The sequence below is a fragment of the Kitasatospora sp. NPDC101155 genome, assembly GCF_044768305.1.
Classification (GTDB): domain Bacteria; phylum Actinomycetota; class Actinomycetes; order Streptomycetales; family Streptomycetaceae; genus Kitasatospora.
The window spans coordinates 19,353-40,670 of sequence record NZ_JBIWPN010000058.1; the positions used below are offsets into that span (position 1 = coordinate 19,353).

Sequence of the window (21,318 nt, forward strand, 5' to 3'; positions counted from 1 at the left end):
AGCTCCGCCCCGAGCCCTGCGCCGGCGAGCGAACAGGGGCCGTCGGCCACCGTCCGCCGGTCCGTCTGGGGCTCTCTTGCGGGGTGCGGATCGGCCCTGGCCGGAGGACCTGTCGACCCTGCTGCCCGATCGGATCCGCTTCCCGGAGCCTGGTGGCCGCCCTTGTTCGGACTCCCGCAACCTCCGTCCAGTAACGTGCACCGTCGTCGAACCCCACTGGTGAGAGGTACAGGTCATGAGCACGTCGCCACCGTCCGCCGGCACCGAGGAACTGCGACGACACCTGGGCGTGTTCGATGCCGTGGTGATCGGGCTGGGGTCGATGATCGGCGCCGGCATCTTCGCCGCGCTCGCGCCGGCGGCCGCGGCGGCCGGGTCCGGGCTGCTGATCGGGCTGGCGCTGGCCGGCGTGGTGGCGTACTGCAACGCGACCTCCTCGGCGCGGCTGGCCGCCCGCTACCCGCAGTCCGGCGGCACCTACGTCTACGGCCGGGAACGGCTCGGCGAGTTCTGGGGATACCTGGCCGGATGGGGCTTCGTCGTCGGCAAGACCGCCTCCTGCGCGGCGATGGCGCTCACCGTCGGCTCGTACGTGTGGCCCGGGCAAGCGCACGCGGTGGCGGTCGCGGCGGTCGTGGCACTGACCGCCGTCAACTACGTCGGGGTGCAGAAGGCGGCCTGGCTGACCCGGGCGATCGTCGCCGTCGTCCTGGCGGTGCTCGCCACGGTCGTCACCGCCTGCCTGACCAGCGGTGACGCCGACAGCGGTCACTGGACGGTCGGCGCGGACGCCGGGTTCCACGGAGTGCTGCAGGCCGCGGGCCTGCTGTTCTTCGCGTTCGCCGGGTACGCGCGCATCGCCACTCTCGGCGAAGAGGTCCGCGAGCCGCAGCGCACGATCCCCCGCGCGATCCCACTCGCACTCGGCATCACCCTGATCGTGTACGCCGTCGTCGCGCTCGCCGTCCTGGCCGTCCTCGGCCCCGAGCGGCTGGCTCACACCGCGGCGCCGCTGGCCGACGCCGTCCGGGCCGCCGGGGTGCCCGGCCTCGCCCCGGTGGTGCGCGCCGGCGCGGCGGTGGCCGCCCTGGGTTCGCTGCTCGCACTGATCCTCGGGGTCTCACGCACCACGCTCGCGATGGCCCGCGACCGGAACCTGCCCCACCCACTCGCCGCCGTCCACCCACGCTTCCAGGTGCCGCACCGCGCCGAACTCGCCGTCGGCGCGGTGGTTGCCGTCCTCGCGGCCACCGCCGACGTACGCGGCGCGATCGGCTTCTCCTCCTTCGGCGTGCTCGCCTACTACGCCGTCGCCAACGCCTCCGCCTGGACCCTCACCCCCGGCGAGGGCCGCCCGCCGCGCGTGGTTCTGGTACTCGGCCTGACGGGGTGCGCGGTGCTGGCCTTCGCCCTCCCCGGCGCCTCGGTGCTGTGGGGCGCCGTGGTGATCGCACTCGGCGCCGCCGCCTACGGCGCGCGCAAGGTACTACTCGCCCGCACCTGACCGTTCGACGAGCGGTGCAGCCGGGCCGGTTCCGTATCGCCCCTGCTCGGCCGACCCGGTCGGCTGGGTCGAACGGCCCTGGTAGGGAAGCCCACCGGGCGACTCCGGCCTCGGGGGTGCAGGCGAGGCAGACCTCGCGGCGGATGCCGCCGAAGTCGGCGGTGCCCATCAGCAGGCCCGCGCTCTCGTGAGTCTCGGTGATGCGGCCGGGGATGCCCAGGCACATGTTCTCAGCCCTCCTCGGCGACGGCGAGACGGGCGGCGGCGACGGCGGCCTGGCCGTAGCTGATGCCGCCGTCGTTGGCGGGGACGGCGCTGTTAGTGAGCACCCGCAGGCCCTGGCCGGTGAGTTCGGCGTGGACCTCGGTGAGCAGGCGGCAGTTCTGGAAGCAGCCGCCCGAAAGGCAGACGGTGTCCGCGCCGGAGTTCCGGACAACCTCGGCGACCAGCGCGCCCGTGACCTCGGCGAAGGTCCGGTGGAAGGCGGCGGCGATCGGGCCCGGGGGTTCCCCGGCGTCGGTGCGGCGCAACACGGCGGTGAGGGTGGGCGCCGGGTCGTACACCGCCAGGCCGTCGACCCGGTCGAGCCGCCAGGGCAGGGCGGCGGCGGCCAGCGCTCCGGCGGCCTGTTCGAGGGCGACGGCGGCCTCCCCCTCGTAGGTGGCGTCGTCGCACAGGCCGAGCAGGGCGGAGACGGCGTCGAAGAGCCGTCCGGCGCTGGAGGCGGGCGGCGAGTTGAAGCCGCGTTCGATCATGCGGCGCACGGTGCGGACCTCGCGGGGGTCCAGCCGGTGGCTGAAGGTGTCCTCGGGTGGTTCGCTGAGCCGTTCCAGCCCGCACAGGTAGCCGAGCGCCATTCGGACCGGCCGGCGGATGGCGGCCTCACCGCCGGGCAGCGGAGCGCGGGCGAAGCGGCCGACGCGGCGGTAGCCGGTGAGGTCGGCGAGCAGGATCTCGCCGCCCCACAGGGTGCCGTCGTCGCCGAGGCCGAGGCCGTCGTAGGCGACGCCGACGAACGGGCCGGTGAGGCCGTGTTCTGCGGCGCAGGAGGCGACGTGGGCGTGGTGGTGTTGGACAGCGATGCGGCGTTCGGGCGGCCAGTGGGCGGCGGCGTACGCGGTGGAGCGGTAGTCCGGGTGCAGGTCGTGGGCCACCCAGGCGGGTTCGACGGCCTGGAGGCGGGTGAGCCGGTGCAGGGCGCTCACGGAGGCGCCCAGGGTGTCGGCGTCCTGAAGGTCCCCGACGTGCGGGCCGGGCACGGCTCGGTCGCCGATGGCCAGCGTGAAGGTGCTCTTGAGCTGCGCGCCGACGGCGAGCACCGGTTCGGGGGTGGTGTGCGGAAGCGGCAGCGGCGCGGGGGCGTAACCGCGGGCGCGGCGCAGGACGGCGGGGGTGCCGAGCGGGGCGTGGGTGACGGAGTCGTCGTAGCGGGCGCGGATCGGGCGGTTGTGGGTGAGGAAGCCGTCGGCGATCGGCCCGAGGGTGCGCAGGGCCTCGGCGTCGTCGATGGCGATGGGCTCGTCGGAGCGGTTGCCGCTGGTGACGACGAGCGGGCTTCCGAGGTCGTGCAGCAGCAGGTGGTGGAGCGGGGTGTACGGGAGGAACAGCCCGACCCGGTCGGTGCCGGGGTGGACGGCGGGGGCGAGCCCATTGCCCGTGCGGGCGGCGAGCAGGACGATCGGGCGGGCGGTGGTGGTGAGCAGGTCCTCCTCGGCCGGAGTCGGACGGGCCAGGCGGTCGACGGCGGCCAGGTCAGGGGCCATCACGGCGAACGGTTTCGCCGGGCGCTGCTTGCCCGCCCTGAGCCGTTGGACGGCCTGCTCGTCGGCGGCGTCGCAAACCAGCTGGTAGCCGCCGAGCCCCTTCAGCGCGATGATCGCGCCGCCGCACAGGGCGGCCTCGGCAGCGGCCAGGGCCTGCTCGCCCCGCCGTGCGCCGTAGGCGAGGGTCGGCCCGCAGGCCGGGCAGGCGACCGGCTCGGCGTGGAAGCGCCGGTCGGTGGGGTCGGCGTACTCGGCGGCACAGGGCCGGCAGAGCGGGAAGGTCCGCATCGCGGTGCGCTGCCGGTCGTAAGGCAGGTCGTCGATGATGGTGGCGCGCGGGCCGCAGGCGGTGCAGTTGGTGAACGGGTAGCGGTAGCGCCGGTCGGCCGGGTCGAAGAGTTCGCGCAGGCAGTCGGGGCAGGTGGCGGCGTCCGGCGGGATGTCGCGGGGCAGGCCAGATGCGGCGCAGGTGCTGGCCAGGACGGTGAAGTCCGCTCCGGGCTCCTCCCCCGGCGGGGCCGGGTGGCTGCGGACGGCGGTCACCACGGCGAGCGGCGGCGCTTCCCGGTCGAGCCGGACGGCGTACTCGCTCAGCACCGACGACGGGCCGGAGACCAGCGACACCACGTGGCCGTCCTCGTTGCGCACCCAGCCGGTGAGCCCGAGGGAGGTGGCGAGCCGGTGCACGAAGGGGCGGAAGCCGACACCCTGGACGGTGCCGTAGACCTCGATCATCCGCAGTTCTGTCGTCATCACCGAGCCTCCACCGTCCGGCGGCGGGCGGTTCCGCACTCCCACTGTCCGCCGGTCCCGGCGGTCGCGCATGGGGCCGGACGGCCCGAAACCGGTGGCCGACCAGCCCTCGTCGACGGCCTGCTCGCTGCGGCGGTCCTGCTCGGCCTGGTCCTGAACGCCACGCTCGGCTGGTGGTGGGCCGACCCGCCCTGGTGGCAGCCCCGCGCGGCACTCGGATCGGACAGGCCCCCGGCCCGGACCGGCACCGCTTCGTGCCCGCGCTGCCCGGACTGGCGGTGCTCAGGCGCTACCGGCGGGAGTGGCTGCGCGGGGACCTGCCAGCCGGTCTGACCGTCGCTGCCTACCTGGTGCCGCAGGTCATGGCATACGCCACCGTCGCCGGCCTGCCGCCGGTCGCGGGTCTGTGGGCGATCCTGCCGACGATCGCGGTGTACGCCCTTCTCGGTTGGTCCCGGCTGCTGTCGGTCGGGCCCGGGTCGACGACCGCGCTGATGACCGCCACCGTGGTCGGTCCGCTCGCCGGCGAGGACGCCGGGCGCTACGCCGTCCTCGCCGGGACGCTGGCGGTCACGGTCGGGGCGCTGTGCCTGGTGGCGTGGGCGGTCCGGCTCGGCTTCGTCGCCGACACGCTCTCCCGCCCCGTCCTGGTCGGCTACCTGGCCGGCGTCGCTCTGCTCATGATGGCGGACCAGCTGACCGGGCTCACCGGTGTCCCGGCCAAGGGCACACGCTTCTTCCCGCGATTACGGTCCTTCGCCGAGCAGCTGTCCGAGGCGAACACCGCCACCGTCCTCCTCAGCTCCGCCGTCCTGCTCTTCCTGTTCACCGTCGCGCACCTCTCCCCCCGGCTGCCGGGCCCCCTGCTGGCCGTCGTCGTCGGCACACCGCCCTGGACGCGGTGGAGGCCCTGCGCCGCGCGCTGACCGGGCGCGGTGTGGTGTTCGGCATGGCACGCGTCAAACAGGACCTGCTCGACGACCTGGACGCCTACGGCCTGACCGAGTCCATCGGCCCGGAGCGGATCTTCCCCACCCTGCCCACTGCCGTGGAGGCGTGCCAGGCCTGGCACGCGGCCCACGGGGGCGGCGCGGACACCGCGTGACATGGTCGATACCCTGCGGCCGTCGCGCCTCATCGCACCGCCCGCGTCCCGCCTCCTGGTCGCTTTCCGGTCTCCCCATCGCACCCGTCAGGGCCGGGTGGCCCCGTCCGGAGGAGACGACCGGACCATGGACAGGACCGGGTGGGCCGCGCACGGTGGGGTTGTGGGAACGAAAGCAGAATCCGCCATGGGTCGTGAAGGCCGCACGGGCCGCCGAAGGTCGAGCCCGACGATCACCGACCGGGCCATGACGAAGGCCGATCCGCTGCCGGCTCCGGCCCTCCGTGGGCCCGTCCTGCAAAACGGAAACAGCCCTATGCACCGCTCCGACTCGTCGGGCAACGCAAAGGGCGAGCCTCTCCCGCTTTGGCCCCTCCCATCCTCCCCTGTACCGCTTCCGTCCCGAGGAGGGCTCGGATGACTACCGGAACAGAGACCGACACCCGTGCCCTGCGAGCGCTGGTCGCCGTACCCGGCCCCGTCCTGTCGGTCTACTTCGATCTCGATCCTCGCCCGGGGATGGGCCTGGACGCGGAGGGACGCTGGCAGGGCCTGTGCCACGACCTCGCGGCGGACTGACGCGCTACACCTGACGCCCGTTCGGCCACGACCGCGGACGGAGGAACTCCGATGACAATCCACCCGGTGGCCGCCCAGATGCCCGAAGTCGGGCTCGAAGCCCAGGGCGATCTTCCGCCCGGCATGGCGGACCTCGCCCGCGCCAAGGTGCTCACCCTGCTCGACGAGGACCGCGAGCCCGTCCTGTTCGTCCGTATCCGGCTCACCCACCCCGGATGAACTCCGGCGCCGCGAAACGGCGCTTGGACGCCCTCGGGCAGCCGTTCGTGTTCTACACCGACGAATTCACCGGCCGGGGCAACGTCCTCTACCACCGCTACGACGGCCTGATCGCACCCGCCGAATAGCCAAGCCGCCACCCCCACCAAGAGGAGCCCACGATGACACCCGACACAACCGCCAACCCGCCGGAGGTGGCACTCCACCCGACCGGCCGGGACGTCGAAAGCGCCGTCGAACGCGTCGAGCTGCTGGAAGCGCAGGTCCAGGCCCTCGGCCAGGCCATCCGCGCCCTCATCCAGGGTCTGGAGGAGATCCCCAACCAGGAGCCCGATCCCGAACGTCCCACCCGCGCCGCCCGCCTCGCCCACGAACTCCTGCTCTCCCAAGGGTTGTAGGAGTCCCTCTGCGCCGAGGAGAAGGGCCCGTCACGAGGCGTCTCTCGGCACCAGCGGGCTTGGAGCATTCCTCCGTCCGCATCAGCAAAGCCGACGCCCAGGAACCGCGCAACGGACCCCGCCACGGCCCGCGCATCGGCTGCGAGCTGCGAGCCGCGGCACGGTCTCGTCCCTCTCCAAGTGGAACCTGCAAGGTGGGCACCCTCCGTGGCATGGCCCGAACCAGGTAACGGAGGGTGCCGCCGGCCCGCCCAATCCTTCGGACTCCCAAGCGGTCGTCGACGTCAGCCGCGGGACGGTGGTGGTCAACTACCCGCGCCGCTCCGGCCGGAGTCCACGCTGCTCCTGCCCCAAGGCCACGCTGATCCGCGCCTCGGCCCACATCCTCCGCCCCACCTGTTCGCCGGCTTCGTCATCCCACTCATCGCCCTCGGCAACCGCCGCTGAAGCCACCCGCCGTCCTGTCCATCCCGCCGTCCTGTCGCGACGCCGCTCGGGTGGACCTTCCGCAACGTCGACCGGCGAACCGGCGGCGGCGTCCGAGAGCCGGTCCGAGGGCCCACCGGCCTGTAGCCCGGGCCCGACCGGCCCTCCCCCACCTGCACGGAAACGGCTGACGATGAGGGTGGTCAAGGCTCCACACAGAGCCGGTGACGGCGCCGGCCGGGGCCCTGAAGGAGTCTGCGATGAACGGCTTCGAAACCCGCCGCCCCGTGATCGTGGGCGTCGACCGCTCCGAGGCGAGCCGCTGGGCCGTGCGCTGGGCGGCGGACGAGGCCGCCTGGCGCGGCCTGCCGCTGCAGCCGCTGCACGCGCAGGACTGGCCGACCGGCCAGCCGGAGGGAGAGGCGGGCCACCGCTGGTCGATCGGCCTCCGGGCCGCCGGCGACGCGCTGCTGGACACTGCCCGGCTGCTGGCCGCCGAACGGCACCCCGACCTGAAGATCACATCCCGGCTAGTCGAGGGCCGGCCGGTCCGGGTGCTGCGTGAGGCGGCCGACGAGGCCTCGCAGCTCGTGCTCGGCATCCGCCGGCTGACCGAGGCACACTCCGCGCTGCCGATCGGTTCCAAGGGCGCGTCCCTGGTCGGCCACCTGAGCTGCCCGATCACCCTCGTCCCCGAGCCCCCTGACGGCGTACCCGGCCCCGGAGCGGTCGTGGTCGGGGTGGACAGCTCGGAGTCCTCCCGCGCCGCGATCGGCTTCGCCTTCGAGGAAGCCTCGATCGGCGGCACCGAGGTGCTGGCCATAGAGGTCCGACGCCCGACCGAGGCCGGCCAACCCGACCTGATCGAGGAGTCCCTGATGGACCTCTCCGAGGCGCTGGCCGGCTGGCAGGAGAAGTACCCGGACATCCGGACACGGCGCGAGGTACTCACCGGCTCCCCCGCCCCGATGCTCGCCGCCGTCGCGACACGTGCCCGTTGCCTGGTGATCGGTAGCCGGGGTCTCGGTGGTTTCCGCGGCCTGCTCTTCGGCTCCACCGGCCGCGCCCTGGTGCACCGTTGCACGGTGCCCCTGGTGATCGTCCCGAGCGGTGCCTCGACCTGAACCCGGAGGCTGCGATGAAGACCACGAACGAAGGCCAGGCACACCCCCTCCCGGCCGACCCCGGCGACCTCGGGCGCCGAGTCGCCCACCGCCGCGCCCAACTGGGCCTCACCCGCGAGCTGGTGGCGGAGCGGGGCAGCCTGGACCCGGGTTTCCTGGAGTACCTGGAGACACACCCCGTCCCGGTCGGCGTCACCACCCTCACCCGGCTCGCCGACGCCCTCGACACCACGGTCGCCAGCCTGCTCGGCGGCGGTCGTGAGGTGCCGCCAGGCCGGGCCCGCGCCAACGCCCGGGTGCTGCTGGAGTCGTTGGACCCGGCGGCCTGCTGGCGCAAGCTCGACCGCCGCGGCGTCGGGCGGGTGGTGCTGATGGCACCGCGCGGCCTGGTGGCGCTGCCCGTCAACTACCGTGTGCTGGACGCCACCATCCTCTTCCGCACCGAAGCGGACGGCACCCTCGCCAAGGCGGCGGGCAGCGAGATCGCCTTCGAGGTCGACCAGTTGGACGAGGTGTTCGCCACCGGCTGGAGCGTGCTCGTGAACGGCACCGTCTCACTCGTCTCCGACGAAGAGGCCGTTCGCTGGTCCCGGCAACACGCCGACCCCCGCCCCTGGGCAGGCGGCCCCCGGGACACCTGGATGCGCATCCGCCCCACCGGAATCAGCGGCCGGATCATCCGGCCCGAAGGCCCCCCGATCATCGAACCCGACTAGGAGGCCCGCGATGGCCTCGAAAGCGCACGTCCTCGTGGTCGGCGGAGGCTTCGCCGGCCTGGAGACGGCGTTCACACCGAGGGCACCCGCGCGAAGCCGAAGCGCCTGGTGGTCCGCGGCATCCTCACCGAGCCCGAGCCCGGCCTGTTCACCCTGACCACGCCGACACCGAGCACACCGGGGGCCAACTCAAGCTGAAATCCGGCAAAGATCCACAGACCTGTCACACCCCCGCGGCTGCGGCGAAGCCGTCCGACGCGTCCGCCGGTCGGCCGTGCTCCCATCCCGGCCCGGTCGGGGATGGTGCTGCGGCGCGCCGCCTCCTCGGGGGCCGAACCGGCCGGGTCGATTAGCGCCACCTTGACCACGGCGCCGGCGACGGCCCTGCGTTGGAGTTCGTCGACCAGGTCGCGCAGCGTGCGTGACAGCGTCACCCCGACGATCCGGATGTCCTGTGCGGCACGCACATGCTCCAGGAGGTCTGCTTTGCCCTTGCCGAGGAAGTCCTCCACGGAGAGCTCGCCCCTGCTGCGGGCGCGCACCTCGGCGGCCAGTTGCGCCACCTGCCTGCGGCATGCCGAGCATGCCGCCTGCCAGCAGGGCGAGCGTCGCCAGCGTAGCGGCGGCCAGCACCTCGCCCCCGACCGTGCCGATGACCCCAAGGACAGCCAGAACCAGGGACAGCAGTGCCGTCGTGTAGATCTCCAGGTTCTCCCCCGCCAACAGATCCGCACGCAGTCGCCGAAGAAAACGCATGAGGACCATCGTTGGCTCCCCTTGATGGCGTGTCAACGATGGTCCTCACTGGCTCGGCACCGCCCCGTCCCGGCGAACGCGGGCCTGCCCCGGTCGCGGCCTAGGGTCGGCTCAGTCGGGCGCTTCGGCGGCGCCTCCGGCGCGGACGCGCTGGAGCACCCGGGCGTGGAGGGCATCCAGGCCGTCGTCGGGGAGGGGCTGACCATGAGGGTGTCGGTCTCCTCGGCACCGGTGCGCTGCCGCGCCAGTGGTCGACAGGTCGCTCGGGCAGGGCCTGCGCTCGCCCATACCTACCGCAGACCGCATCCTCGCCGAACGTCGACCCTCATGGCAAGAACCTGACTTCGACACAAACGGGCGAACCACTCACACCCTCTCAAATCTCCCTCATGCACGCCTTCACCGCCCCCATCAGCTACCTGTTCCGTCCCTGTCTCGTCTACCGTTCCCGCGCCGCGCATACCGTGCCCCGGTCATCGAACGGCGACTGGCGACTGGCGACGAGCTGACCGCTGACCACTTCTCGGAGTCTCCGGTGACTCCTACCGGTGGCGGAGCCGCGGTTTTGCGGCCGCGTGGTAGGGATCACCGTTCAACAACTCGGAGCCCCGCGGGATCAGGTCATACCGGTGCTCCGGCCGACGAGGGCCCGCATGTCCGGCGACGCCGGTTCCACTGCCCGTACCGGCAACGTCGTTGCGGTGGGGAACAGCTTGATGAGCCCACGAAGAATGCCTCTACTACTCCGCCGGCGGATCGAGGGTCTCCGCCACCGCGCGGCGCGGGCTGGCCGTTCCGGGAGGGCCGTAGCCGAGGCGCAGGACCAGCTGGACGTGGCCGGGCCCTTCGGCAGGGTCGCGCAGGCGCCAGCGGGTGTCGGGGATCTCGACGGCCTGGTGGAGGACGGAGGCGCGCAGACCGTGGGCGGTGGCGAGCAGCCAGACCCGTTCCATGGCCTGTCCGGTGCGCAGCCAGTCGGCCTGGCTGTCGAAGCGGGTGGTGAGGGTGGCAAGTTGGGGCATGGCCTCGAAGCGTGCAGCCGGGGTGGTGTGGCGCGGCGGGTGGCCGGTGAAGCTGCGCATGGGAACGCGGGCGTCGTGGTCGTGCGAGCCGAGGGCGGCGAGGGATATTCCGTCGCAGGAGGGTTCCAGCCGTAGCCAGTTGCGGGTCTCGGTCTCGCGGGTGACGTCGGCGGCGGTGCGGATCTCGGCTTCGGAGGTGAGGGCGAGCACGCGACGTAGGTCGTGTTCCTCCAGCATGGTGAGGGTGACGCCCTCGTCCCGGGAAGCGTTCATGAGCTCGGCCACGAGGGTCTCGGGGACGTCCCGGTTGGTGAACGGCTGCCGGCTGGAGTGGCGTTGGGCGATGGCCGGGTAGAGGTCCGCCCCGAAGAGCCGCGCCGTGCGGGCGGACGCGGAGAGGTCGAGCACGGCCCGCGGCTGCGCGTCCTCACCGGAGGGCAGCAGTCGGACGGCGGCCTCTCGGCCGAGGTGGGCGGCGGCGACGCGCAGGTTGAACAGCGCGGCGCCGATGGAGATGTGCAGCGCCCTGCCGTCGGGGTCGGCGGCCGGGACCGCCCGGTTCAGGTCGGCGTGGACCTCCAGGCCGCGCAGGTCGGGCGTCGGGCGGAAGCGCCAGGGCTGGCTGTTGTGCAGCGAGGGTGCCAGGCCTCCGGCTTCGGCCAGCAGGTGCAGGTCGGCAGTGGTGAGAGCGGTTCCAGTGCTCATGATCGTTCACTCCCTGCTCCCGGCGGGGAGCGCCGGTGATTCGAGCATCGGTCGAACCAGCGCTCCGGGCGAGGGCCCAACGGCCCTGTCCCGGAGGCCGACCGGGCACCGGCCCCGAGCGATGAGCTCCGTCATCAGACGGCCGGGGCCAGCAGCTCGATGTGGCCGTTGCGGAGGTGGTTGCAGTGGCCGTCGCTGAATTCCAGCCGGAGGCTGTGGTCCACCGGAACATCCACGACCACGGCGGTCTCGATCGTGCCGTAGAACGACTCGCGGTAGACGCAGACGCGGTCACCGACGTGGAACTCCGCGGTCTCCGAGACGATCACCGAACTCACCTTCCCTCCCCCTCGTCGGGATGCCTTCACAGTGACGTATCCGGCGTGGCGTCGCCGAGAGGCACAGGGCCCCTGTGCGCGGGGCTCCCCCGCCCTTGTCCGTTGGTGCATCCGGCCCGCCAGGCGGCCTCGATCTGCGGGGCCGGTGGGGTCCATCGGCGGGCCGAACGGCCCTGCCGCCCCGCGTCCAACGGCGGTCTGCTGGGGGTGGAGGCCCCGACCACGGGGCCGAGCCCTGAACACCGGAGGCACGGCCGTGCTGACCGACGACTCCCGCACCACCACCCAACAGCTGATGCGCACCGCCTCCGGGCGAACCCTCGCGGTGTCCCGCTACGCCCCGGCAGTCCTGCCGGACACCGGCCGCATCGTGCTCGACGCGGCCCGCGAGCCGTACGAAGCCGACCAGGTCTGGCTCTCGCTCACCGCGGCCGAGGCCCGGCAGCTGGCCGGGATGCTGCTGCGCCAGGCCGCGAGCCTTGAGCGCCCGCAGGCTCTACGACCCGGGCGGATCGAGGTCGACCCGGTGGCGGGAGACCTGTACGCGATCGGCGTCCGCTCGCACGCCCTGGCCGTCGACCAGCCCCTCGACGCGGGTGGCGCGGACACCGCGCCGACCCCGGTCGAGCTGTGCGCCTCCGCCCTGGCCGCCTGCACCGCCCATGACGCCGGCGGCTATCTCGACCGGCACGGCCTCAGCCGCGACGGCCTCCACGTCACCGCCGACTACACCATGGCCCAGGACCGACCGGCCCGGATCGCCTCGGTCTCCATCGAGGTCACCGCCCCCGGCCTGCCGCCCGAACGGGAGGCCGGCCTGCTCACGGTCGTCCGCCACTGCACGGTGAAGAACACGCTCGATGACCCGCCCGACATCACGGTCTCGCTAAACGGCACCCGAAGGACGGACCCGTCATGAAGGCCGAGGACCTGATGACCTCACCGCCGGTCACCGTCGACCCCACCACGACGGCCTTCCAGGCCGCCCTGCGGATGGAGCAGGAGATGGTCGGCTGCGTCCTCGTCACGGACCTGGACGGCCGGTTGCACGGCATCCTCACCGACCGTGACCTGACCCTCCGCGGGCTCGCCCACGGGCTCGACGCCGGGCAGCCGGTCGCGGACCTCATGACCGCACCGGTCACCACCATCGCCGCCGACGACGACCTCGACACCGCGTACCGCACCTTCCGCAGCGCCGGCGTCCGCCGCCTGCCGGTGCTCGACGACGGCCGCCCGGTTGGCATGCTCACCGTCGACGACCTGCTGCGCGACGTCGTCCAGCGGCTGTTCGACCTGCTCATTCCCGTCTCGCGCAGCGCGCTGCGCGAGAACGCGCCCTGACCAGCACCCCATCACAACCTGTCCCACGGGAGGCCATCATGGCCAGTGACCTGCTCAGAAGATTCCCCTTCGCCTACCGGTGGCCGTCGTTGCCGGACCTCTTCGAGGAATTCCCCGTAGACCTCCGCATGCCGACCGGCGAGCACATGATCCGTATCGAGGAGTCCGAGTCCGGCGGCGTCTACCAGCTCAAGGCCGAACTTCCCGGCGTCGACCCCGACAAGGACATCACGATCAGCGTCGACGACGGCGTCCTGACGGTCCAGGCGGAGCGCACCGAGGAGAAGCAGGAGAAGCAGCGCTCCGAGTTCCGCTACGGCTCGTTCACCCGCAACGTCCGGCTGCCCGCCGGCGTTCGCGAGGAGGACGTCACCGCCGCGTACGACCAGGGTGTCCTGACCGTCCGCGCGCCGATCGGCGAGACCAAGAAGCCCGCCCGCAAGGTCGAGATCACCCGCGGCGGTTGATCCCCGCCCCAAACCGGGCCCGGGGCATAGTACCCCGGGCCCAGCGCGCCCAGGAGGCCCGAAGATGAACACGAAAATCACGACACCGATGCGCACCAAGCAGTGGACCCTGCGTCTCGACCTCTTCGAGGAGGGCGACACCACCAAGGTCCACGCTGTCCTCAACACCGGCGACAACACCCTGGAGACGCGCACCACCGCCCACCGCAACCCCGAGGACCCACCCGTCCCCGAGATCGGCGACGAGTTCGCCGCCGCCCGCGCCCTGATCGCCCTCGGCCATCAACTCCTCCGCGCCGGCCGCTCGGACTCCGCAGCGAACGACCAGTCCGCCGGAAGCTGAGCACGCCGCACTCGCTGACCCCGCCCACTCGAACCTCAGAGATGACACACCGTCAGCGACGTCAGCATTGGTCCGGCTAAAGCCGACCGCACAAGGCCAGACATGAGACTGATCACTGCTGCGGATCAGACCTGCCGCCGCCGCGCCCTCCCGGCCGCGCGCCACGGCGGAGCCTGCCGTACCGCCGCCAGCGGCCATCGTCGAGATCGTGCACGACCCGGCCAACCACGCCGGCACCGCCGTCCCCGCCCGGCTCTGCTTCACCGAGTACCGGCGCCGCCCCGCCGAGGCCGTCGCCCCGGCCGAGACCGGCGAGGAGCAGATCTGGGCGGCTCAACCGCGCCTGATGGTGCGACAGAAATCGGCCGGTGCGCTCACCGGCCATTCGATCTAGACTTTCCCTCCATGGCCACTCATATCAATGCCACGTCAGATCTGCTCAGTTATGTCCGGAAAATTTCGGTTCGCGATGACGAGGTTCTCGCGGAACTCCGCCGGGAAACCGCGGCACTGCCCGCCGGCGAGGCCATGCAGGTGATGGCCGAAGAGGGCCAGCTGCTGGGCCTGCTGGTCGGTTTGACGAACTCCAGGGCGGTGCTGGAGATCGGCACCTTCACCGGTTACAGCACGCTGTGCATGGCACGCGCCCTGCCGGCCGACGGCTCCCTCGTCACCCTCGACATCAGCGACAAATGGCCCGCCATCGGCGCCGATTACTGGAAGCGCGCCGGCGTGGCGGACCGCATCGAGGTGCGGATCGGCGCGGCCGTCGAGACTCTGCGCAACCTCCTCACGGAAAGGGGCCCGGAGAGCTTCGATCTGGTCTTCATCGACGCCGATAAGGCGAATTACCCGGAATACTACGAGACTTCGCTCGCACTGCTCCGGCCGGGCGGTCTGATCATCGTGGACAACACCCTCTTCTTCGGCCGCGTCGCCGACCCCGACGCGCAGGACCCGGACACCCAGGGGGTGCGTGCCCTCAACACGCTGCTGCGCGATGACGACCGGGTGGAGATCAGCCTCCTGGTGATGGCGGACGGCATCACGCTGGCCCACAAGAAGCGCGTCTGAGCAGGAACCCGCCCCGCACACGGCTCTCCTGACACCGAAGGGGGGTACCGCCGGGAGCCGCGTCGAGCGGCTTCCGGCGGTACCCCCCCTCGCTACGAACAGGCGGGCACTCGGCGGGTCACGCCAGTTCGGGTGCCTCGACCCGGATCACCGGGGACACCGGCTGCCTGGCCGGCTCCAGGTGCAGCAGCTGGATCTCCTCCCCCGAGGGGGAGATCTCCCCGCGGCAGTCGCACGCCTGGTCGTCGAACCCGGCGAAGCGGTAGGCGATCTCCATCATCCGGTTGCGATCCGTGCGGCGGAAGTCCGCCGCGAGGTGGACACCGGCCCGGGCGGCCTGGTCGGCCAGCCAGTTGAGGATGGTCGCACCGGCCCCGAAGGACACCACTCGGCAGGAGGTGGCGAGCAGCTTGAGGTGCCACACCGAGGGGTGCTTCTCCAGCAGCATCACCCCCACCGCGCCGTGCGGGCCGAAGCGGTCGGTCATCGTGGTCACCAGCACCTCGTGCCGCGGGTCGGCCAGCAGGCCGCGCAGCGTCTCGTCCGAGTAGTGGACGCCGGTGGCGTTCATCTGACTGGTGCGCAGGGTCAGTTCTTCGACCCGCGCCAGGTCGTCCGCGCTCGCCCGCCCGATGCCCAGCACCAGCTCCAGCGTGCGCAGGAACTCCTCGTCCGGGCCGTTGAACTCGCTGCGCTCGGCCTCGCGCCGGAAGCCCGCCTGGTACATCTCGCGACGCCGGGCCGAGTCGACCGTCCGGGTGCCGGGGTCGAACTCCGGCAGCTTCAGCAGCTCGTCCACCTGCTCGGCGGCGTAGCAGCGCACCTCCGAATGGTGGAAGGCGACCTCCGCGCGCTCGGCCGGCTGGTCGTCGATGAACGCGATGGTCCGATGGGCGAACTTGAGCTGCTCCGCGATCTGCGCCACCGAGTCCGACTTCCGGCCCCAGCCGATCTGCGGCAGGACGAAGTACTCGGCGATGCCCAGCTTCTCCAGCCTGCTCCAGGCCGGCTCGTGGTCGTTCTTGCTCGCCACCGACTGGAGGATGCCGCGGGCGTCGAGCTCGACGATCACCTCGCGCACCGAGTCCGGCAGCGAGACCTCGCCGTCCTCCAGGAGGGTGCCCTGCCACAGTGTGTTGTCCAGGTCCCACACCAGGCACTTCACCGTCACCGGCGTACCGACGCCGTTGTTGTCACTCACAGGAACCGTGTACTCCCCCGTATCAGTATCGCTGCCGCCGCCTCACGGCGTGACGGTCAGCGCGTAATCCGCCAGCAGCAGCTGGCACATCTCGTTGCTGCCCTCGATGATCTCCATCAACTTGGCGTCCCGGTACGCCCGCGCCACCACGTGCCCGTCCTGCGCGCCGGCCGAGGCCATCAGCTGGACCGCCGAGGCGGCCCCGCGCGCCGCGTGCCCGCTGCTGACGTGCTTGGCCAGCACTGTCGCGATCACCATGTCCGGCAGGCCCTCGTCCCAGCAGTGGCTGGCGTGCGCACACATCCGGGTCGCGATCTGCTCGGAGGCCAGCAGCTCCGCCAACTGGCGTGCGACGAGCTGGTGCCGGCCCAGCGGCTGGCCGAACTGCTCCCTGGTCCTGGCATGGCCGGCGGTGGCCGACAGGCAGGCCCGCAGGATGCCGACGCACCCCCAGGCCACCGACATCCGGCCGTACGCCAGCGCCGAGGTCACCAGCAGCGGCAGCGGCAGGCCGACGCCCGCACCGCCGAGCACGCTCTCCGCGGGCAGCCGGACATCCGTGAGGGTCACCTGCGAGTGGCCCGCGGCGCGGCAGCCGAGCGGGTCCGCGACCCGCTCCACCGTGACACCGGGGGCCGTGGAGGGCACCACCACGGCGGCGGCGCCGTCCTCGTGCAGCCCGAAGACCACGATGAGGTCGGCGTAGTGAGCGGCGGTGATCCAGACCTTCTGCCCGTTCAGGACGACCTCGTCGCCCTCCAGCCGGATCGTGGTGGTCATCGCCGACAGGTCGCTGCCGGCGCCGGGCTCACTGAAGGCGACCGCGGCCAGCCGGCCACTCGTCAACCTGCCCAGGTAGTCCGCCTGCTGCTGCGCGGTGCCGAAGCGCTGGATCGTCCACGCCGCCATACCCTGGGAGGTCATCACGCTGCGCAGCGAGCTGCACAGGCTTCCGACGTGGGCGGTGAACTCGCCACTCATGGCGCTGGTCAGCCCCAGGCCGCCGTGCTTGGTCGGCACCTCGGCGCAGAGGTGGCCCATGGCGCCGAGCTGGCGGAGCAGGTCCAGCGGCAGCAGCCCGGACCGGTCCCAGGCGTCCGCACGGTCACCGACCAGTTCGGTGACCGTGGCGGACATCTCGGCGAGCGAGTCACTCACCGGCGACTCCCGCGGCCGACCCCTGGAGGCGGCGCACCAGCTCGCCCATCAGCTTGACCGTACGGAAGTTGTCCAGCCGCAGGTCCGCGCCTCCGATGGTGATGCCGAAGGTCTTCTCCAGGTGGACGACGAGCTCCATCGCGAAGAGCGAGGACAGGCCGCCGGCGGCGAAGAGGTCGAGCTCCGGGTCCCAGGACTTCTTGGTCCGGGTCTCCAGGTAGCCCAGCAGGTTCGCCTCGATGGAACCGGTGCCCTCGGCCACGGTGTCGGTCGACTGGTCGTTCGATACGGTCACGGCCGTACCCCCTCATATTCGTAGAAGCCACGGCCCGACTTGCGACCGTGGTCGCCCGCTCGAACCAATTCCAGCAGCAGGTCACAGGGGCGGCAGCCCTCGTCCCCGGTGCGCTCGTGCAGTACCCACAGGGAGTCCACGAGGTTGTCCAGCCCGATCAGGTCCGCGGTGCGCAGCGGACCGGTGGCGTGGCCCAGGCAGTCCTGCATCAGGGCGTCCACGGCCTCGGCCGTCGCGGTGCCATCCTGCACGACCTTGGCCGCGTCGTTGATCATCGGGTGCAGCACCCGGCTGGTCACGAAACCCGGGGCGTCGCGCACCACCACGCCCGTGCGGCCGAGCACGCCCAGCAGCGACTGGACCCCCGCCAGGGTGTCCTCCCCGGTGCGCGCACCGCGGATGACCTCCACGGTGCGGATCAGGTACGGCGGGTTCATGAAGTGCGTGCCGATCAGCTCGGCCGGCCGCGGCACGGCATCGGCCAGCTCGTCGATCGGAATCGACGAGGTGTTGGAGATCAGCGGGGTCCCCGGCCGCACCACCGCCGAGACCTCGGCCAGCACCTTCGCCTTGAGGTCCTTCGCCTCGGTGATCGCCTCGATCACGGCGGTCGCCCCGGCGACCGCGCCGACGGACGTCGCGGTGACCAGTTCCCCGCTCGCTCCCCCGGCCGGCAGGACGCCCATGAGCTGGGCCATCCGCAACTCCTGGGAAATCCTCACCCGGGCGTCATCGAGTTTCGCCTCGTCCACATCCACGAGGACGACCGAAACCCCACGAGCCAGGGCCAGCGTGGTGATTCCCACGCCCATGACGCCGGCCCCCAGAACCGCGAGTCGGTGCACCGCCCCACTTTCGCCCGCCGTATCCACCACGGTGGTCATGTTTAACTCCTCCACTTGACGCTCCTCCCGTCTGCCGGGCCCCGGGGGAAGGGCCCGGCAGACGTTGCGCACCCTTTGAGTGGTGCGCTATTCAAGACGCACGCCTTCTCAGGCGTACGCCACGTTCAACCCTGATGTCCGGTCAGTTCGCGACGAGCGGGATGCGCTTGGCGGCGAACATCTCGGACTCGTAGTACTCGATCTCCGCGCCCGGGGGGATACGGACGTCGGCGAACTTGTCGAACAGCAGCTCCAGGGCGACCCGGATCTCGATGCGGGCCAGCGCAGAACCGAAGCAGAAGTGGATGCCGTGGCCGAACGCCATGTGCTTGTTCGGGTTGCGGTGGATGTCGAAGCGCTCCGGCTCGGTGAAGACCCGCTCGTCGTGGTTGGCGGACATCACCCACACCATGACGACGCTCTTGGCCGGGATGGCGGTGCCGGCGACCTCGGTGTCGACCGTGGTGAAACGGGCGAACTTCGGGGCCGGGGGCTGGTGGCGCAGCAGTTCCTCGATCGCGGCCGGGATCAGCTCGCGGTCGGCCCGCAGCTCGGCCGCGACCTCCGGGTGCTTGTCCAGCATCAGGATCAGGTGGCCGAGCACCGCGGTGGTGCTGACGTGCCCGGCGAGCAGGAGCTGGATGCAGAGGTTGGCCACCTCGTTGTCGGCCAGCCGCTCGCCGTCGACCTCGGCGTGCACCAGCGCGCTGATGAAGTCGTCCTCGGCCTGGGCACGGCGCTTCGCGCACAGCTCCAGCACGTAGGCCTTGAGCTCGGCGAAGGCGCCACCGCCCATGGCGACCTCGGCCGCCGCGGCCATCTCGGCCTCGTTGTTGCGGTCCGGAACCTGGGTGGCGAGCAGCTTCTCGTCCCAGTCACGGAACTTCGCCACGTCCTCGCGCGGGATGCCGAGCAGCTCGGCGATGACCAGGGCCGGCTGCGGGTGGGCGAAGTGGTCGACGAAGTCGAACTCACCGGCCGGCACGTCCGCCAGGAGCTGCTCGGAGATCTCGACGACCCGCGGCTCCAGGTCCTTGATCCGCTTCGGCGTGAAGGCCTGGCCGGCGATCTTGCGCAGGCTGGCGTGCGCCGGCGGGTCGGTCACCGAGAGCATGCCACTGGTCAGCTCGGCCGGAACGCCCGGCATGACCGTGGCCGAGTTGGAGGAGAAGGTCTCCGGGTTCAGCGTGACCTGCTGGATGTCCTCGTGGCGGAAGACGTGGTAGATCCCGATCGGGTCGCGGAAGACCGGCTGGTCCTCCCGCATCCGCTTCAGCCAGTCAAGCAGCTCGGCCGAGCCGTTCTGGACAGACGGCGGCATCGGAGAGATCTCATCCCGATTCAGTTCCTGATCTGCCATTGCAACCTTCCCATGGGTATTTCATTTGCTTTACCGCCTGATGCGGTGACCCCACCGGGGGGAATCACAGAGGACTCCCCCCGTATGCATTTCGGAGAGGACTGGTCAGGCCAGTCCGGAAAGCCAATCGCGAACAGCTTCCGCGGCCGACGAGGCGTGTTCCTCCATCATCGACCAGTGATTTCCCGCGACATCGACGGCAATATGGTCGAGCTCCCACGAGGGCTGCCAGTCCGCTGCCGGACCTGCGAATTCCTCGTGCACTGCTTCTTCACGCGCCGCGGAAAGTGACTCCGAGGCCCTGAGGAACAGGGTGGGGATCGCGGTTTCACGCGGTGTCCACTCGGAGAAGACCCGAAAATACGCCCCCATCGCAGTCAACCGAACTTCGTCGATCCGTCCGACCGCCTGCTCCCTTTGCAGCATACCGTCCATGAACGTCGAATGGAACCTGTCGACGATCTTGCTTCCGGGCGCATAGGTGTCCAGCAGGACGATGCCCTCCGGGCGAATGCCCGTGCTCTCCAGGTGCGTCGCCGCGGCATGCGCCAGCCAGCCCCCGGACGAATGCCCGAGCAGGACGAAAGGTTCCCCTTCGGCACATTCCTTCACAATTTCCGCCTGAACCCTGATCGTCGCTTCCGCAAAAGCGGGAACCCGCTCCCCGCGGCCGAAGCCGGGAGTCGGCACGACATACACATCCTGGATATCCCGGTAATTAGCCGCAAACCGCGCATATTGCTGCGCGCCGGAAACCGCGACGGGGGCCGTGAAGCAGATCAGCCTGGGGCCCTTGGGGCCGCGGGCGAGCCGGACGGGGTTGGGGACCTTCTCCATGTCCGCCAACTGCTCGAAGGCGGGACGCAGCCGCGAGGCGCTCATCAGGAACTCCACGCCCTCCAGGTACTTCCCGTCGAGACACGCGTTCCGGAAGAGGGACTCGATGGTCTGGGACTCCGAGGGATCCCCGGCCTGGGCGTGCGCGCCGCCCCCCTGCCCGTCACGGTCCCGTTCGCCGACCCCGCTCGCGGCGGCCTCGGCCAACTCGGCCCGCAAGTGCGCGGCGAGAGCCGCGGGCGCGGGGTAGTCGAAGATCACCGTGGCCTGGAGCCGCAGCCCGGTCGCGGCGTTCAGTCGGTTGCGCAACTCGACCGCGGTCAGCGAGTCGAGTCCCAGCTCGGGGAAGCCCGCCTCCTCCGGCAAGGTTTCGGCGGAGCCGTGGCCGAGCACCGCGGCGGCGTGCTCCCGGACCAGTTCGACGAGCACGGCGTCCTGCTGGGCATCGGTCAGCCCGTGCAGCCGGCGGCGCAGCGCAGCGCCGTCGGCGGGCGCTGCGCCGCCCTGCGCGAGCTTGCGCCCGGTGGCCCGTACCAGTCCGCGCAGCAGGGCCGGGACGGCACTTGCGTCCACCTTCGCACTGGCGGGCAGGTTGAGCCGCACCGGGTACAGCACGGCGTCGTCCATCGTCTGAGCGGTGTCGAGGAGTTCGAGCGCCTCGACCGACGTCAGCCCTTCGACGCCGTTGCGGTTGACCCGCTCGATCTTCCCGTCCGCGAGCGCGCCGGTCATGCCGGAGGCGTCCGCCCACAGGCCCCAGGCGAGGGAGACCGCCGGCAGGCCGAGGGCCTTGCGGTGCTGGGCCAGCGCGTCCAGGAAGGTGTTCGCCGTCGCGTAGTTGCCCTGGCCCGCCGCGCCGAAGGTGCCGGCGGCGGAGGAGAACAGCACGAAGGCGGACAGGTCCAGGTCCCGGGTCAGCTCGTGCAGGTGCCACGCCGCATCGAGCT

24 protein-coding genes and 2 pseudogenes are annotated in these 21,318 nt (G+C 71.5%); 15 read left to right on the plus strand and 11 right to left on the minus strand.

Going from position 1 to position 21,318, the window contains the following annotated elements; translation table 11 throughout:
- Positions 1-235 precede the first annotated feature (235 nt).
- Complete coding sequence (locus tag ACIRYZ_RS40700) at positions 236-1,504, plus strand: APC family permease (protein ID WP_402953691.1); 1,269 nt, start codon at positions 236-238, stop codon at positions 1,502-1,504.
- Positions 1,505-1,607: 103 nt separating this feature from the next.
- Here the strand turns inward: ACIRYZ_RS40700 and ACIRYZ_RS40705 are convergent.
- Both ACIRYZ_RS40705 and hypF read right to left on the minus strand, forming a co-directional pair.
- A pseudogene (locus ACIRYZ_RS40705) lies at positions 1,608-1,730 on the minus strand (HypC/HybG/HupF family hydrogenase formation chaperone); the annotation flags it as partial.
- A 4-nt stretch (positions 1,731-1,734) separates the two neighbouring features.
- Positions 1,735-4,020 carry a carbamoyltransferase HypF gene (gene hypF, locus ACIRYZ_RS40710; RefSeq protein WP_402953692.1) on the minus strand — a complete coding sequence of 762 codons (2,286 nt, stop codon included), beginning with the start codon at positions 4,018-4,020 and terminating at the stop codon, positions 1,735-1,737.
- 218 nt (positions 4,021-4,238) lie between these two features.
- Here hypF and ACIRYZ_RS40715 point away from each other — a divergent pair.
- The 8 genes and pseudogenes from ACIRYZ_RS40715 to ACIRYZ_RS40750 all read left to right on the plus strand — a co-directional run.
- Positions 4,239-4,907: pseudogene (locus ACIRYZ_RS40715) on the plus strand (SulP family inorganic anion transporter); the annotation flags it as partial.
- Positions 4,908-4,969: 62 nt separating this feature from the next.
- Positions 4,970-5,125, plus strand: a complete 156-nt coding sequence (locus tag ACIRYZ_RS40720; RefSeq protein WP_402953693.1) for a hypothetical protein — start codon at positions 4,970-4,972, stop codon at positions 5,123-5,125.
- Positions 5,126-5,542: 417 nt separating this feature from the next.
- On the plus strand, positions 5,543-5,704 hold the full coding sequence (locus ACIRYZ_RS40725; protein WP_402953694.1) for a hypothetical protein: 162 nt from the start codon (positions 5,543-5,545) through the stop codon (positions 5,702-5,704).
- Between the two features lie 51 nt (positions 5,705-5,755).
- The gene (locus ACIRYZ_RS40730) at positions 5,756-5,923 is read left to right on the plus strand and encodes a hypothetical protein (RefSeq protein ID WP_402953695.1); all 168 of its coding nucleotides are present in this window, start codon (positions 5,756-5,758) and stop codon (positions 5,921-5,923) included.
- Positions 5,920-6,051 (plus strand): sigma 54 modulation/S30EA ribosomal C-terminal domain-containing protein, encoded by a 132-nt coding sequence (locus tag ACIRYZ_RS40735; RefSeq protein WP_402953696.1) that lies wholly within the window; start codon positions 5,920-5,922, stop codon positions 6,049-6,051. Before ACIRYZ_RS40730 ends, ACIRYZ_RS40735 begins: the two co-directional genes overlap by 4 nt.
- A 33-nt stretch (positions 6,052-6,084) precedes the next feature.
- Entirely contained in the window at positions 6,085-6,321 is a 237-nt protein-coding gene (locus tag ACIRYZ_RS40740) for a hypothetical protein (RefSeq protein ID WP_402953697.1), read from the plus strand.
- Between the two features lie 686 nt (positions 6,322-7,007).
- Positions 7,008-7,871: a universal stress protein gene (locus ACIRYZ_RS40745; RefSeq protein WP_402953698.1), complete on the plus strand. Its 864-nt coding sequence runs from the start codon at positions 7,008-7,010 to the stop codon at positions 7,869-7,871.
- Between the two features lie 14 nt (positions 7,872-7,885).
- Positions 7,886-8,587: a helix-turn-helix domain-containing protein gene (locus ACIRYZ_RS40750; RefSeq protein WP_402953699.1), complete on the plus strand. Its 702-nt coding sequence runs from the start codon at positions 7,886-7,888 to the stop codon at positions 8,585-8,587.
- 71 nt (positions 8,588-8,658) lie between these two features.
- Here ACIRYZ_RS40750 and ACIRYZ_RS40755 read toward each other — a convergent pair whose 3' ends face one another.
- The 3 genes from ACIRYZ_RS40755 to ACIRYZ_RS40765 all read right to left on the minus strand — a co-directional run bounded on the left by ACIRYZ_RS40755 (position 8,659) and on the right by ACIRYZ_RS40765 (position 11,408).
- Complete coding sequence (locus ACIRYZ_RS40755) at positions 8,659-9,099, minus strand: hypothetical protein (protein ID WP_402953700.1); 441 nt, start codon at positions 9,097-9,099, stop codon at positions 8,659-8,661.
- Between the two features lie 984 nt (positions 9,100-10,083).
- Positions 10,084-11,070, minus strand: a complete 987-nt coding sequence (locus ACIRYZ_RS40760; RefSeq protein ID WP_402953701.1) for an Acg family FMN-binding oxidoreductase — start codon at positions 11,068-11,070, stop codon at positions 10,084-10,086.
- Positions 11,071-11,204: 134 nt separating this feature from the next.
- The gene (locus ACIRYZ_RS40765; RefSeq protein WP_402953702.1) at positions 11,205-11,408 is read right to left on the minus strand and encodes a hypothetical protein; all 204 of its coding nucleotides are present in this window, start codon (positions 11,406-11,408) and stop codon (positions 11,205-11,207) included.
- Positions 11,409-11,664: 256 nt separating this feature from the next.
- Between ACIRYZ_RS40765 and ACIRYZ_RS40770 the strand changes: the two genes are divergently transcribed.
- The 6 genes from ACIRYZ_RS40770 to ACIRYZ_RS40795 all read left to right on the plus strand — a co-directional run bounded on the left by ACIRYZ_RS40770 (position 11,665) and on the right by ACIRYZ_RS40795 (position 14,636).
- A complete protein-coding gene (locus ACIRYZ_RS40770; protein WP_402953703.1) occupies positions 11,665-12,327 on the plus strand; it encodes an OsmC family protein in 663 nt (220 codons plus the stop codon).
- Positions 12,324-12,752: a cyclic nucleotide-binding/CBS domain-containing protein gene (locus tag ACIRYZ_RS40775; protein WP_402953704.1), complete on the plus strand. Its 429-nt coding sequence runs from the start codon at positions 12,324-12,326 to the stop codon at positions 12,750-12,752. The genes ACIRYZ_RS40770 and ACIRYZ_RS40775 overlap by 4 nt, the downstream gene beginning before the upstream one ends.
- 38 nt (positions 12,753-12,790) lie before the next feature.
- On the plus strand, positions 12,791-13,219 hold the full coding sequence (locus tag ACIRYZ_RS40780; RefSeq protein WP_402953705.1) for an Hsp20/alpha crystallin family protein: 429 nt from the start codon (positions 12,791-12,793) through the stop codon (positions 13,217-13,219).
- 64 nt (positions 13,220-13,283) lie between these two features.
- On the plus strand, positions 13,284-13,562 hold the full coding sequence (locus ACIRYZ_RS40785) for a dsRBD fold-containing protein (protein ID WP_402953706.1): 279 nt from the start codon (positions 13,284-13,286) through the stop codon (positions 13,560-13,562).
- Between the two features lie 208 nt (positions 13,563-13,770).
- The gene (locus ACIRYZ_RS40790) at positions 13,771-13,956 is read left to right on the plus strand and encodes a hypothetical protein (RefSeq protein ID WP_402953707.1); all 186 of its coding nucleotides are present in this window, start codon (positions 13,771-13,773) and stop codon (positions 13,954-13,956) included.
- A gap of 11 nt (positions 13,957-13,967) precedes the next feature.
- Complete coding sequence (locus ACIRYZ_RS40795; RefSeq protein WP_402953708.1) at positions 13,968-14,636, plus strand: O-methyltransferase; 669 nt, start codon at positions 13,968-13,970, stop codon at positions 14,634-14,636.
- A gap of 118 nt (positions 14,637-14,754) precedes the next feature.
- Here the strand turns inward: ACIRYZ_RS40795 and ACIRYZ_RS40800 are convergent, their stop codons facing one another.
- The 6 genes from ACIRYZ_RS40800 to ACIRYZ_RS40825 all read right to left on the minus strand — a co-directional run.
- Positions 14,755-15,837, minus strand: a complete 1,083-nt coding sequence (locus ACIRYZ_RS40800) for an HAD-IIIC family phosphatase (protein WP_402953709.1) — start codon at positions 15,835-15,837, stop codon at positions 14,755-14,757.
- A gap of 42 nt (positions 15,838-15,879) precedes the next feature.
- Positions 15,880-16,995 carry an acyl-CoA dehydrogenase family protein gene (locus ACIRYZ_RS40805; protein ID WP_402953710.1) on the minus strand — a complete coding sequence of 372 codons (1,116 nt, stop codon included), beginning with the start codon at positions 16,993-16,995 and terminating at the stop codon, positions 15,880-15,882.
- Positions 16,988-17,290, minus strand: coding sequence for an acyl carrier protein (locus ACIRYZ_RS40810; RefSeq protein ID WP_402953711.1), 303 nt, complete (start codon positions 17,288-17,290; stop codon positions 16,988-16,990). Before ACIRYZ_RS40810 ends, ACIRYZ_RS40805 begins: the two co-directional genes overlap by 8 nt.
- Positions 17,287-18,174: a 3-hydroxyacyl-CoA dehydrogenase family protein gene (locus tag ACIRYZ_RS40815; RefSeq protein WP_402953715.1), complete on the minus strand. Its 888-nt coding sequence runs from the start codon at positions 18,172-18,174 to the stop codon at positions 17,287-17,289. Before ACIRYZ_RS40815 ends, ACIRYZ_RS40810 begins: the two co-directional genes overlap by 4 nt.
- Positions 18,175-18,316: 142 nt before the next feature.
- Entirely contained in the window at positions 18,317-19,495 is a 1,179-nt protein-coding gene (locus tag ACIRYZ_RS40820) for a cytochrome P450 (RefSeq protein WP_402953712.1), read from the minus strand.
- Positions 19,496-19,639: 144 nt separating this feature from the next.
- A partial coding sequence (locus ACIRYZ_RS40825; protein WP_402953713.1) for an alpha/beta fold hydrolase occupies positions 19,640-21,318 on the minus strand: 1,679 nt, incomplete at its 5' end.